The organism is Arthrobacter sp. NPDC093128 (genome assembly GCF_040683875.1).
Taxonomy (GTDB): domain Bacteria; phylum Actinomycetota; class Actinomycetes; order Actinomycetales; family Micrococcaceae; genus Arthrobacter.
In genome coordinates this window covers 407,735-419,851 of record NZ_JBFBEY010000002.1, presented here as the reverse complement: position 1 = coordinate 419,851, position 12,117 = coordinate 407,735, and the positions used below count along the sequence as shown (strand labels likewise).

Genomic DNA, 12,117 nt, shown 5'->3' with positions numbered 1-12,117 from the left:
CAGCTCAAGGCACCGGGCCAGATCACCGGACCCGCCGCCGTCGGACGCTAAAGCATCCGGATGCTGGAGTCCCGCGGGGACACTGCGCAGGCCGCCGACGCGCGCGGCTGGCGCTTGAACAGCAGGAGGCTGGACAGCAGACGCGGTTGCGGGCAGCTCGGCCCACTGCAACGCCCCTCCTGCTGCAGAATCCCCCATGGCTTCCATGGACTAAGTCTGCCGTGGGGGTGTGACAATTTTCGAACGGTGTCAGCCCAACTTCGGAGCCGGCCGCCGCCGGTACAGCCACACAAGCCCCAGGATCGGAAGCAGGAGCGGTATAAAAGCGTAGCCGCGGCCGAACAACGACCACACGGTTTCGTGCGGGAAGTTGACGGAGTCGAAAATGCTCAGCGCCCCGACCACCAGCACGCCCACCAATTCCACAAGGACCGCAGCCACGGAGACCTTGAACCAGGTCCGTCCCGCCTTCGCCAGCGAAACCGTCGCCACGACGTAAACGAGCGCCGCGAAGGCGGAGAGCAGGTACGCCAACGGGGCTTCAGAGAACTTGGTGAGGATCTGGTAGCCGGCCCGTGCCGTGGCGGAGATGGCAAAAACGGCGTAGACCGCGATCAGCAGGCGCCCGGGCCCGGTATTCCGGGTGTCCTTGGGCTGGGCCTCTGAGGTCGCGTTCTCGGCTTTGTTGACGGGGGTTTGCGGAGTCACGTCTGCTTCTTCCACTCAGTACCAGATCTGGTTCATGCGGGCGGCCATAACAAGGGCGGTGACCCCCACGGCAGCCAGGACAAAGTTGCTCCACCGGGTGCGCTCCAGGATGGACCAGTACACGGCGCCCACGGGAAGAATCAGCGCGGTCACCAGGTAACCCCAGAACTCCCACGCTTCGCCGGCGATCTGCTCCCCCGAAGCCACCCGGACGATCGAACCCACCAGGTAAACCAGCAGTGCGAGTTCCACAGCGGCGACGGACAGGATGGTCGCATCGTTCGGAGCCTTCTTCATGATCCCCGCGGCGGCGCAGATGATCGTGGAAAGCAACCCGACGGCCAGGATGATGTAAAAGTACGCGTCCAAGCTACTTGGCCTGCTGTTCATTGCTCGGGGCAAACACCAGCACCGGCTTTGCGTAGCTTCCGGCATCGGCCAGCAGGGCCACCAGCGAGCCGTCAGGAGCGAACGCTGCGGCAGGTTTGTCCGCGGTGGCGGCTTCCGGCGTCCCGGCCGCCACACCTGCGGCGATTCGCCGGCCGAAGGAAATTTCGGTCGCTTCATCCTCGCTGAGCTCGCGGTTGGGCATGAGCGCCCGCGCGGCCAGGGACATCTCCAGCACTTCGAGTTCCTCGGCAAGCTGCTCCAGGGTCCGGGCCTGGTCAAGGGTGTACGGCCCAACCTGCGTCCGGCGAAGGGCCGTCAGGTGGCCGCCCGTACCCAGCGCTTCGCCGAGGTCCCGGGCCAAGGCACGGATATAGGTTCCGGAAGAGCATTCCACGGTGACGTCCACGTCGAGGATTTCCCCGTCACGCTCCGGACGGACTGAGTGGACGTCGAAGCGGTGGATGGTGACCGGTCGCGCGGCAAGCTTGACGTCTTCCCCGGACCGGACGCGGGCATACGCGCGCTCACCGTTGACTTTGATGGCGCTGACGCTGCTGGGAACCTGTTGGATTTCGCCGGTGAGTGCCGCAACGCCGGCCCCAATGGCTTCCTCGGTGACTGCGGCGGCAGATTGGGTGCTGACGACTTCGCCCTCGGCGTCGTCCGTCACGGTGGACTCGCCGAGGCGGATGGTGGCCGTGTACGTCTTGGATGTGCCAACGATGTATGTCAGGAGCCGCGTGGCCTTGTTTATTCCCAGAACGAGCACACCCGTGGCCATGGGATCCAGCGTTCCGGCGTGCCCCACTTTTCGGGTACCGGCCAGCCGCCGCATCCGTCCAACCACATCGTGGCTGGTCCATCCTTGCGGCTTGTCCACTATTACCAGTCCAGAAAGCACGCCTCCCAGTATATCCGCGCCGACGGCACTCCCAGACGGCGGGCGGTTAGGATGGCAGACATGCCCGAGCTTGCCGCACATGTCCGCGACGTTCCCGTCAACCAGATCCGCGAGATCACCGAGGCCGCGTGGGCCACCCCCGGCGCCATTGTGCTGAGCATCGGAGAACCGGGCTTCGCCCTCCCCCGCCACGTCCTCGAGGCCGGCATGGCCTGCCTGGACCGCGACGAAACCAACTACACGCCGAATGCCGGAATCCCCGCCCTCCGTGAGGCCTTCGCTGCCAGGTTCCGTGAGCACAATGGCGTTGACATCGGTTCCGAGCGGGTCTACATCGTGGACGGCGCCCAGCAAGGCCTCCACTTCGCCATGAGCCTGCTGCTCTCACCCGGCGACGAAATCCTGATCCCCAACCCCGGGTACCCGACGTTTGCGATGACCAGCCGGCTGCTGCACGCGGTTCCCGTGGGATACCCCCTGTACCCGGAGCACGACTTCCAGCCGAGGATCGAGGACATCGAGGCACTCATCACGCCGCGGACCCGGGTGCTGATCCTGAATTCGCCGTCCAATCCCCTGGGCGCGGTCCTGGGCGAAGACCTGACCCGCAGCCTGGTGGACCTGGCCCAGCGCCATGACCTGTGGATCATCTCCGACGAATGCTACGAGGCGTTCACCTACGACGTCCCCCACATAAGCGCGGCCCGCTTCGACAGCGATGTCCCCGGTGAGGCGAGGGTCTTTACGTCCCTGACGCTCTCCAAGACCTACGGCCTGACGGGGCTGCGGATTGGCGCACTGGTCTGCCCGCCCGGGCTGGAGCGGAAGATGAACAATGTGATGGAGTCGATTGTTTCCTGCGTCGCGTCCCCGTCCCAGTACTCCGCCTTAGCTGCCCTTACGGGCCCGCAGGACTACGTCAGCGACGCCCGTGCCCACTACCGGGCCAACCGGGACTCGGCCTCGGCGATACTGGAATCAAAGGGCATCCCGTTCCTGTCCGCTCAGGGCGCCTTCTACTTGTGGGCCGACGTTTCACACGTCAGCGGCGGCGATGTGCGGTCCTGGGTCCGGACGTTCCTGGCCGATTCCGGGGTCTCCTTCGCCCCCGGGACGGCTTTCGGTTCCATCGGCGAAGGCTGGATCCGGATTGCACTGTGCGCCGCCCAGACAGACCTCGTGGAAGGCCTGGGCCGCCTCCCCTCGAGAAGCTGATCCTCCCTTCGAGGAACTGCCCCGAGGCTGATGCACCCCGGCTGAAGAAACAACGTCCCAAGTCGGGCACAGAGCCCCTAGTGCAGTTGCCAGTCGTCCCCTAGCCTGTCCAGAGGGGCGGCTCCGGAGAGGAAGATCATGTGGTGGCAGGACCTGCTGTGGGGCTTCTGGAACGGTATTACGGCGTGGATAGTGCTGATTGCCCATGTGTTCGGTGCCTGGGCGGAGTTCCCCTTCTACAACACCGGCAGGGCCGGCAACTGGTATGACTTCGGCTTCCTGCTGGGCATGGGATCACCGTTGCTCGGAGGACTGGGGGCGCGCGGCCGGCGGTCCCGGCGTACGTAGCTCGGCGCTCAGCCAAGCACGGGGCCTCAGCCGCGGTAACTCAGCTCAGGCTCGACGACAGTGTGTGTTCCAGCCATGTCCGGAGCTCAGGCGCCGGTGCGGCACCCGCCTGCCGGGCGATCACCATTCCATTGACGATCACCATCAGCGTGGGAATTGCCTGAACGGCAAACCTGGAGGAGAGTCCCGGCGCGCGGTCCACATCCACCTTGACCAGCTTGATCCGTCCCGCCTTCTCCGTCGCCAGCTGGTCCAGGACCGGACTGACCAGCCGGCAGGGGCCGCACCATACCGCCCAGAAGTCGATCAGCACAGGCACGGTTGACTGCTCTGCGATGTGCCTGAAGTCAGCGTCTCCGGCGTCGACGATCCACGGCAGGTTGTGGCGGCAGTTTCCGCAGACGGGACGGCCGGGAGCCGCTGCGGGGATCCTGTTCGTCTTACCGCAGCCGGGACACCTGATGAGTCTCGGTTCCACTGCTCCCCGCTGCCTTCCAGTCGCGCCTGAAGCCATAGGTTAATCGCACGCCCGGCTGCCGGGACCGCATAGAGTCGAAGGTCCCGCCGGCCCGGCAGTCCGGTCCCTTCCGCGACCGGAGCTCAGTATTCGGTGCGGTCCGGGTTGTCGCGCCACGCGTCGAACGGAACGTTCGACGTCGGAATGTCGGTCTGGCGGACCGGCATCAGTTCCGGCCGGGTGCCCTCAAAAAACTCGTAGAACAGCGCGTCGTCGAACCCGGCGGCCGCTGCCCCGTGCCTGTCCGCGGCAAAATACACACGCCCGATCCGCGCCCACAACGCCGAGGCCAGGCACAACGGACACGGCTCACAGCTCGCGTAGAGCACGGCGCCGCTCAGGTCGAAGGTCCCGGAGGCGGCCGCTGCTGTCCGGATGGCCACAACCTCGGCGTGGGCCGTGGGGTCGTTGTCGCGCGTCACCCTGTTGACGCCGAAATGGAGCGTCCCGTCCGCAGTGACCACTAATGCACCAAACGGGCCACCGCCGTCGGCCACATTCTGAACAGCCAGGCTAACGGCCTGGCCAAGGAACTCCTGGATGTCAGCGGCTGAAGGTTGGGCGTCCATGCTCCGATCATAGCCAGCTATCCCCCGCTTCACGTGAAGAAGGCGGCTGCAGTTTGCCGGATCCATCGACTTACCCGGAGGCGAAGAAATAGAATGTGCCCAGTGGGGGCGGCGGTCTTTCCCGTAAGCCGAATACGTGGTCTCAATGATTCGCGGTAATCATCATTGGCCATTTGGAGACCACCATGAGAAAGCACATTTCGCTTGCCGCGGCTGCTGTCACCGCCGCGGTTTTCCTGGCAACCGGCTCAGCAGGCGTCGCAGCCCCGCCGCAGAGCGAACCGGTCACCCTTGCAGACGGGCTCGTCGGCCCGCTCCATGCCAGCGCCGGCCCCGACGGTTCCGTCACGGTCAGCGAGTCATTCGCCGGCCGGCTGACCCGGATCGGCTCGGACGGCGCCAAGTCGGTGCTCTATTCGGACCCCGCATGGGATGTCGCCGGTAGCGGCGAACGCCGCGGGACCACCTATTTTGCCGAAAGCCAGGGCGCCGGTCCCTTTGATGACCGCCCTCTTGCCGGTCACATCCGGTCCATCCAAGAGGATGGCACGCAGCGCACGTTCGGCGATTTTGCTGCACTGGAGACGGAAGAGAACGCCGATGGCGGCGAACACTACGGCTTCAAGGACCTTCCGGACGCGTGCCTGGCACAACTGCCGCCCGAGGTGCCGGCTGCATATACCGGCGACGTCGACTCCCACCCGTACGGGATTACCGTCGCCGGCCGCACAATCTACGTTGCCGATGCCGGCGCCAACAGCGTGGTGTCCGTGGACATCCGGTCTGGTGAAACAGAAACCGTAGCGGTACTTCCGTCGCAGCCCTACCGGATCACTGCAGAGGTGGCGTCGACGCTGAAGCTCCCTGACTGCGTTGTGGGCCGAACCTATTCCTTTGAACCCGTCCCCACGGACGTCGCGGTGGGTCCCGACGGCTGGCTGTACGTGTCCGTGCTCCCCGGCGGACCGGAGGATCCCGCACTCGGTGCCCGCGGTGCCGTGTACCGGGTCAATCCGGACAACGGCAGGGTCAGGCTCTTTGCTGACGAGGTCATGTCACCCACCGGGCTGGCATTGGACGACGACGGCGACGTTTACGTCGCGTCCCTGTTCGGCGAGGGCGTGCTCAGGATCGACGGCGACGGCAGGCAAAGGACAGTGCTGGCCGGCGTCCTCACGGCGGACGTTGCCCTGGAGGACTCGACGCTCTATGCCACTGTGGATGCCCTGCCGGCAGCGGACCAGCCTCCGAACGGACGCCTGGTCTCCGTGGACCTGAACGGGCATTCCCGCCACTGACCGGATTTAACACACACGTGTGGCCGGCCCCTTCGCGGGTCCGGCCACACTGTTGTTGCGTCTATTTGTTGCTGCGCTTATTTGTTGCTGTCTTCGTCGATTTCTTCGTCGTCGAGGAGGTCGTCATCCTCTTCGTCGAAGTCGTCCTCGTCGATTTCCACGTCCTCGGGAATGTCGCTCTTGTAGGGATCTGCGTCGCCGGCATGCTTGGCGCCTGCAGCCAGGGCAGCCACCTCGGCGTCGCGCTTCTTGGCGGCGCGGAGCAGTTCCTCGAGATTGGACGCGTTGACCGGAATCTGGTCGGCCACGAACTCCAGGGTGGGGGTCAGCCGAACAGTGATGTTGCGGCCGACTTCCTGCCGGAGGACGCCCTTGGCCTTCTCCAGGCCCTTGGCAGCATCCGCCTGGACAACCTGGTCCCCGAACACGGTGTAGTAGATCGTGGCGTGCTGCAGATCATTGGTCACACGGGCATCGGTGACGGTAATCCCCTCAAGCCGGGGATCCTTGACCTTCCGGCCCAAAGCCTCTGCAACAACAACCTTAATCCGCTGCGCCAACTTGGCAGCGCGTGCCGGATCAGCCATTTCCACTCCTAAATATTTGGATGTACGACGGCGCCGAAACGGTGGCCGCACAACTGTTGGGTTTGATACCACTCACTAAGGCGAGTCTATGACGGACTGCCGTTGGATTTTTCCGGCGGCCCTTTTTGGAGCCGATAAGGGGGCCCGGGAGTGGCATCGGGCCTGCCGGAGACGGACGGCTGTCGATCGAAGATCGCAGGCCGTCCGTCGTAGGGGCGGGGCCCCCTTGTCGGCGGAAAAATGCGGGGCCGCCGGAAAAATCCAACGGCCCCGCACCTGTAACGCTAGGACACCTTAGACGCGCGGCTTCTCGCGCATCTCGAAGGTCTCGATGATGTCGCCTTCGGTGATGTCGTTGAACGAGCCAAGACCGATACCACACTCGAAGTCCGTGCGGACCTCGGTTGCGTCGTCCTTGAAGCGCTTGAGCGTCTCAACGGTGAGGTTGTCACCGATGATCTTGCCGTCGCGGCTGATACGGGCCTTCGTGTTGCGTCGGATAACACCCGAGCGAACGATGGAACCGGCAATGTTGCCGAACTTGGAGGAACGGAACACTTCGCGGACCTCGGCGGTACCAAGCTGGACTTCTTCGTACTCCGGCTTGAGCATGCCCTTGAGGGCCATCTCAATGTCATCGATTGCTGCGTAGATGACGGAGTAGAAGCGCATGTCCACGCCTTCGCGGTCTGCCAGTTCGGCAACACGCTCAGCGGGCTTGACGTTGAAGCCGATGATAACGGCGCTGTCGACCGTTGCCAGGTTGACGTCGTTCTGCGTGATCGCACCGACACCGCGGTGGATAACGCGGAGCTGGACACCTTCGCCGACATCGATCTTGAGCAGCGCGTCTTCGAGGGCTTCCACGGCACCGGACACGTCACCCTTGAGGATGAGGTTGAGGGTGTCGATCTTGCCATCGGCGACGGCCTGGTCGAAGTCTTCCAGGCTGATGCGCTTGCGGCGCTTGGCCAGGGCGGCGTTGCGGTCTGCTGCTTCACGCTTCTCGGCGATCTGGCGGGCGGTGCGCTCGTCAGCGGTCACAAAGAAGGTGTCACCTGCACGCGGGACGTTGGACAGACCCAGCACCTGCACGGGGCGGGACGGGCCGGCCTCGGTCAGGACGCTGCCGTCGTCGTCGAACATCGCACGGACGCGGCCGTGGGCCGTGCCTGCCACGATGGTGTCGCCGACCTTCAACGTACCGGACTGAACCAGGACGGTAGCAACCGCACCGCGGCCCTTGTCCAGGTTGGCTTCAATCGCGATACCGCGGGCGTCCTTGTTCGGGTTGGCGCGCATGTCCAGGGCTGCGTCTGCGGTCAGCAGGACAGCCTCGAGCAGCTCGTCGATGTTGAGGTTCTGGCGGGCAGAGACCTCCACGAACATGGTGTCGCCACCGTACTCTTCCGGAACCAGTCCGTACTCGGTCAGCTGGCCGCGGACCTTTTCCGGGTTGGCGCCTTCCTTGTCGATCTTGTTCACGGCCACGACGATCGGCACGTTGGCCGCCTGTGCGTGGTTGAGGGCTTCAACGGTCTGCGGCATAACGCCGTCGTCCGCTGCGACCACCAGGATGGCGATGTCGGTGACCTTCGCACCACGGGCACGCATGGCTGTGAACGCCTCGTGGCCCGGAGTATCGATGAAGGTGATCTTGCGTTCGATGCCTTCGTGGTCAGTGGTGATCTGGTAAGCACCGATGTGCTGCGTGATGCCACCGTGTTCACCCGCGACGACGTCGGAGTTACGGATAGCGTCCAGCAGGCGGGTCTTACCGTGGTCAACGTGACCCATGACGGTGACAACCGGAGGACGTGCCTCGAGTTCCTCGTCGCCTTCGGCTTCCAGCTCGGCGTCGAAGTCGATGTCGAAACCGGAGAGCAGCTCGCGCTCCTCGTCTTCCGGGGACACGACCTGGAGCTTGTAGCCAAGCTCCTCGCCCAGCAGGGCGAAGGTCTCTTCGTCCAGCGACTGCGTGGCCGTGGCCATTTCGCCGAGGTGGAAGAGCACGGTCACCAGTGCAGCGGGGTTCGCCTCGATCTTGTCGGCGAAGTCCGTGATGGACGAGCCGCGACGGAGCCGGACAACGGTGTTGCCGTCGCCGCGGGGCACGCTTACGCCACCCAGCGACGGAGCACTCATCTGCTCGAGTTCCTGGCGCTTGGCACGCTTCGACTTGCGCTGCTTGCCACGGCCTGCGCCGCCCTTACCGAAGGCACCCTGGGTGCCGCCGCGACCGCGGCCGCCCTTGCCGAAGCCACCGCCGGCCGGAGCACCGCCACCGGCACCCGGAGCGCCACCGGTACCCGGTGCACCGCCTGGGCGTCCGGGACCGCGGCCTCCGCCGCCGGGACGGCCTGCACCAGCGGGTGCGGGACGTTCGGTGCGGTTAGGCATCATGCCGGGAGTAGGACGGTTTCCGCCGCCTGCACCGGGACGTGCACCTGCAGCGCCAGCCGGACGCGGAGCGCCCGGCCGTGCACCCTGTGCGCCGGCGGGACGGGGAGCACCCGGACGGGGACCCCCGGCGCCGGCTGCCGGACGCGGGCCGCCGGGGCGTTCGCCCTCAGTGCGGTTTCCGGCCGGACGGGGCATGCCCTGGGAAGGAGCGAACGGGTTGTTGCCCGGACGCGGCGGACGTTCGTTGTCGCCGCCGCGGCCGCGGGGCATGCCCTGGGACGTGGCGAAGGGGTTGTTGCCGGGACGGGGACCGCCCGGACGTGGTGCTGAACCCTGACGTGCTGAAGCTGCCGGAGCCTCAGCCTTGGGGGCCGGGCGTGCGCCGGGCTTGGCACCGGTGGACGGTGCAGCCGGAGCGGGCGCCGCAGGCGCAGCAGCAGCGGGTGCTGCCGGAGCCGACGGAGCGGCCGGGGCGGGGGCTGCAGCCGGAGCTTCAGCTTTGGGTTCCGGAGCCTTGGGAGCTGCCGGTCCCGGCGCGGGCGCCGGACGGGAAGCCGAGGGGCTGGCGGGCGCCTTGGGCGCTGCCGCGGGAGCTTCGGACTTCGAAGCGCCGGCGGCGGGGTAGGCGTTGCGGAGTTTCCTCACAACGGGGGCCTCAATGGTTGAAGAGGCAGAGCGAACGAATTCGCCCAGTTCCTGCAGTTTGGTTACTGCATCTTTGGAAGTAATACCGAGCTCTTTAGCAAGCTCATGTACGCGGACCTTGGCCACATTTCTCCTGTCTCGGTCCGCACCGAGCCAGGCACGAACCGTCTACTTCTTACTGCGGACCTTCGCCGCGATAGCAGCTGAAAGGCCCATTGCAGAGCGCAACAAAGTTGTCATCGTTGCGCACTCATCGCTGGGAACTCATCGGGTTTCCATCAGTTTTCTGACCCGCTTTCAGGTTGGACGGTTGTTGCTGCAGCCACCGGAGTGTCCACGGCATGCGTGCCCGCCGTTATCCGGCGTTCGACAGCGGCAGTTCCGGTTGCGCCCGGGAGGGCACGTCCGAACGCACGCCGCTTGATTGCCAGCGCCAGGCACGTTTCGCTGGAGTGCAGCCATGCACCCCGGCCAGCCATCCGGCGTCGTTCGTCAACGATGACAGCGGTGGAACCGCTGCCTTCGGCGACGAGCCGGAGTAACTCAGACCGGGCGCCCTTCTTCCGGCATCCGATGCAGGTACGCTGGGGCTGATTCTCAAGGTGTTGCACTAGTGCCACGGTGAGTATCTTCCTGCCCATACATATCTGCTGCCCCGAGCCCGCCTGCGTCAGCCGCATTCGCAATGAACGCAGATTTGCGGGCACGCTCAAGGCGCACGAATACCGGCCATTAGGCGCGGTCATGTCTATTCTAGCCCCTCAGGTGCCCCGGCCCCGAAACGACGGGTCGAAACCGGGCGGGACAATCCGAGGGGCCATCCGGGGAGCCGTCCGAGGAGCCCTCCGCCGGAGCGGCTTAGTTTTCGCGCGGAACCGCGGCGTCGGAGACGATGTCGATGCGCCAGCCGGTGAGCTTGGCAGCCAGGCGGGCGTTCTGGCCCTCCTTGCCGATGGCAAGCGACAGCTGGTAGTCCGGCACAACAACACGTGCGGAACGCGTTGCCTCATCGGTGATGGTGACGGAATTCACCCTCGACGGCGACAGGGCGCTGGCGATGAAGGCCGCCGGGTCCTCGCTGAAATCGACGATGTCGATCTTTTCGTCGTTGAGCTCGGTCATGACTGCCCGGACGCGTGAACCCATTTCACCGATGCATGCACCCTTGGCGTTGATGCCGGGGATGTTTGCCTTGACGGCGATCTTGGTGCGGTGTCCGGCCTCACGGGCCAGTGCCACGATTTCCACGGAGCGGTCGGCGATCTCCGGAACTTCCAGTTCGAAGAGCTTCCGGACCAGGCCGGGGTGCGAACGGGACAGCGTGATGGAAGGGCCCTTGGTGCCGCGGTGAACGTCGATCACGAAGGCGCGCAGCCTGTTGCCGTGAATGTACTTCTCGCCGGGTACCTGCTCGGGCGGGGGCAGCAGCGCCTCCACCGTTCCCAGGTTGACCTGGATCATGTGCGGGTTGTTGCCCTGCTGGATGGTGCCGGCAACGAGCTCGCCCTCACGGCCCTTGAACTCGCCCAGGACGTTGTCGTCCTCGACGTCGCGCAGGCGCTGCAGGATGATCTGGCGGGCGGTGCTGGCAGCGATGCGGCCGAAGCCGGCCGGCGTGTCCTCGAACTCACCGATGGGGGCACCGTCGTCGTCGATTTCGGTTGCCCAGATGGTCACGTGTCCGCTTTTGCGGTCCAGCTCTGCGCGGGCCTTTTCGAAGGCTCCCGGAGACTTGTGGTAGGCCACCAGCAGTGCCTGCTCAATGGTGGGGATCAGGAGGTCCAGCGGAATTTCACGCTCACGCTCCAGAAGTCTCAGTGCGCTCATGTCAATATCCATCAGGCCTCCTCAGAAGGTCCATTGTGTTCGTCTTCCAGACCGACCTCGTCGAGGTGGCTGAACTCTATCTCGACTTTTCCATTACGGATCCTGTCGAAAGGAATTTTCTCGGGCTCGCCCTGCTTGGGCTTCATTCCCTTTTTTGCCGCGATCTCCGGAACCAGGGTCACGCCGTCGTCGTCAATGGACTGGATCCTGCCGGTCAGGTTCTCCCCCTGAATGACATTCACCTTGACCATGCGTCCGCGGGCACGATGCCAGTGGCGCGGTTCGGTCAGGGGCCGTCCGACGCCTGGCGAGGAAACCTCGAGGTCGTAGGGGCGGCTGTCGTAGTTGGGGTCGCTGTCCAGGATGCCGGAGAGCTCCTTGGAGATCTCCGCGATGACGTCAAGGCTTACTCCGCCGGTTTCCTCCTGCGGCAGGTCCACTACTACGTGTACCACCCGGTGGGAACCCTGGATGTTGATGGCAACGTCCTCCAGGTAGAGCCGGTTTGCCTGGACCGTGGGTTCCATCAGCGCCCGGACGCGCTCGGCCTCCGGGTTGTGCACGGATCCGGCCTCAGCCTTTCCCGTCCCGGTCCGGTCTGATGAAGTCGTGGCTTCTGCATTACTCACGATGCCGGCCGCCTCCCGCTAGATGATGTTGTGTGTACTAGCGTAGCGATTTTATGGGCGCCATGGTGCACCCGCTTGCT

General features: G+C 65.1%; 13 protein-coding genes and 1 pseudogene. 3 read left to right on the top strand and 11 right to left on the bottom strand.

Annotation, left to right across the window (positions count from 1 at the left end):
• The 4 genes and pseudogenes from AB0N24_RS03790 to truB form a co-directional block, all read right to left on the bottom strand.
• Positions 1 to 207, bottom strand: a pseudogene (locus AB0N24_RS03790) (hypothetical protein); the annotation flags it as partial.
• Positions 208 to 249: 42 nt separating this feature from the next.
• The gene (locus tag AB0N24_RS03785) at positions 250 to 708 is read right to left on the bottom strand and encodes a hypothetical protein (protein ID WP_364120593.1); all 459 of its coding nucleotides are present in this window, start codon (positions 706 to 708) and stop codon (positions 250 to 252) included.
• A gap of 15 nt (positions 709 to 723) precedes the next feature.
• A complete protein-coding gene (locus AB0N24_RS03780) occupies positions 724 to 1,077 on the bottom strand; it encodes a hypothetical protein (protein ID WP_364120590.1) in 354 nt (117 codons plus the stop codon).
• Position 1,078: 1 nt separating this feature from the next.
• A complete protein-coding gene (truB, locus tag AB0N24_RS03775) occupies positions 1,079 to 1,999 on the bottom strand; it encodes a tRNA pseudouridine(55) synthase TruB (RefSeq protein ID WP_364120587.1) in 921 nt (306 codons plus the stop codon).
• Between the two features lie 60 nt (positions 2,000 to 2,059).
• Between truB and AB0N24_RS03770 the strand changes: the two genes are divergently transcribed.
• Together AB0N24_RS03770 and AB0N24_RS03765 are read left to right on the top strand one after the other, a co-directional pair.
• Positions 2,060 to 3,214 carry a pyridoxal phosphate-dependent aminotransferase gene (locus AB0N24_RS03770; protein WP_364120584.1) on the top strand — a complete coding sequence of 385 codons (1,155 nt, stop codon included), beginning with the start codon at positions 2,060 to 2,062 and terminating at the stop codon, positions 3,212 to 3,214.
• A 138-nt stretch (positions 3,215 to 3,352) separates the two neighbouring features.
• Positions 3,353 to 3,562 (top strand): hypothetical protein, encoded by a 210-nt coding sequence (locus AB0N24_RS03765; RefSeq protein WP_104172500.1) that lies wholly within the window; start codon positions 3,353 to 3,355, stop codon positions 3,560 to 3,562.
• A gap of 40 nt (positions 3,563 to 3,602) precedes the next feature.
• On the opposite strand, the gene trxA is transcribed toward AB0N24_RS03765, so the two are convergent.
• Both trxA and AB0N24_RS03755 read right to left on the bottom strand, forming a co-directional pair.
• Positions 3,603 to 4,040 carry a thioredoxin gene (gene trxA / locus AB0N24_RS03760; RefSeq protein WP_364120581.1) on the bottom strand — a complete coding sequence of 146 codons (438 nt, stop codon included), beginning with the start codon at positions 4,038 to 4,040 and terminating at the stop codon, positions 3,603 to 3,605.
• A 122-nt stretch (positions 4,041 to 4,162) separates the two neighbouring features.
• Complete coding sequence (locus tag AB0N24_RS03755) at positions 4,163 to 4,648, bottom strand: nucleoside deaminase (protein WP_364120578.1); 486 nt, start codon at positions 4,646 to 4,648, stop codon at positions 4,163 to 4,165.
• Positions 4,649 to 4,833: 185 nt separating this feature from the next.
• Here AB0N24_RS03755 and AB0N24_RS03750 point away from each other — a divergent pair, with 185 nt between their 5' ends.
• Complete coding sequence (locus AB0N24_RS03750) at positions 4,834 to 5,946, top strand: ScyD/ScyE family protein (RefSeq protein WP_364120575.1); 1,113 nt, start codon at positions 4,834 to 4,836, stop codon at positions 5,944 to 5,946.
• Between the two features lie 77 nt (positions 5,947 to 6,023).
• Here the strand turns inward: AB0N24_RS03750 and rbfA are convergent, their stop codons facing one another.
• The 5 genes from rbfA to rimP form a co-directional block, all read right to left on the bottom strand.
• A complete protein-coding gene (rbfA, locus tag AB0N24_RS03745) occupies positions 6,024 to 6,533 on the bottom strand; it encodes a 30S ribosome-binding factor RbfA (RefSeq protein WP_104172504.1) in 510 nt (169 codons plus the stop codon).
• 294 nt (positions 6,534 to 6,827) lie between these two features.
• Positions 6,828 to 9,707: a translation initiation factor IF-2 gene (gene infB / locus AB0N24_RS03740; RefSeq protein ID WP_364120572.1), complete on the bottom strand. Its 2,880-nt coding sequence runs from the start codon at positions 9,705 to 9,707 to the stop codon at positions 6,828 to 6,830.
• Positions 9,708 to 9,859: 152 nt separating this feature from the next.
• Positions 9,860 to 10,222 (bottom strand): YlxR family protein, encoded by a 363-nt coding sequence (locus AB0N24_RS03735; protein ID WP_364120569.1) that lies wholly within the window; start codon positions 10,220 to 10,222, stop codon positions 9,860 to 9,862.
• Between the two features lie 217 nt (positions 10,223 to 10,439).
• The gene (gene nusA, locus AB0N24_RS03730; protein WP_104172507.1) at positions 10,440 to 11,420 is read right to left on the bottom strand and encodes a transcription termination factor NusA; all 981 of its coding nucleotides are present in this window, start codon (positions 11,418 to 11,420) and stop codon (positions 10,440 to 10,442) included.
• The gene (gene rimP / locus AB0N24_RS03725) at positions 11,420 to 12,037 is read right to left on the bottom strand and encodes a ribosome maturation factor RimP (protein ID WP_364120566.1); all 618 of its coding nucleotides are present in this window, start codon (positions 12,035 to 12,037) and stop codon (positions 11,420 to 11,422) included. Before rimP ends, nusA begins: the two co-directional genes overlap by 1 nt.
• Positions 12,038 to 12,117: the final 80 nt, after the last annotated feature.

Excerpts from the sequence above, each read along its gene's own strand:
- AB0N24_RS03735 (WP_364120569.1), bottom strand. The coding sequence starts at position 10,222 with ATGGGCAGGAAGATACTCACCGTGGCACTAGTGCAACACCTTGAGAAT.
- AB0N24_RS03770 (WP_364120584.1), top strand. The coding sequence starts at position 2,060 with ATGCCCGAGCTTGCCGCACATGTCCGCGACGTTCCCGTCAACCAGATC.
- AB0N24_RS03765 (WP_104172500.1), top strand. The coding sequence starts at position 3,353 with ATGTGGTGGCAGGACCTGCTGTGGGGCTTCTGGAACGGTATTACGGCG.
- AB0N24_RS03750 (WP_364120575.1), top strand. The coding sequence starts at position 4,834 with ATGAGAAAGCACATTTCGCTTGCCGCGGCTGCTGTCACCGCCGCGGTT.
- AB0N24_RS03755 (WP_364120578.1), bottom strand. The coding sequence starts at position 4,648 with ATGGACGCCCAACCTTCAGCCGCTGACATCCAGGAGTTCCTTGGCCAG.
- rbfA (WP_104172504.1), bottom strand. The coding sequence starts at position 6,533 with ATGGCTGATCCGGCACGCGCTGCCAAGTTGGCGCAGCGGATTAAGGTT.
- nusA (WP_104172507.1), bottom strand. The coding sequence starts at position 11,420 with ATGGATATTGACATGAGCGCACTGAGACTTCTGGAGCGTGAGCGTGAA.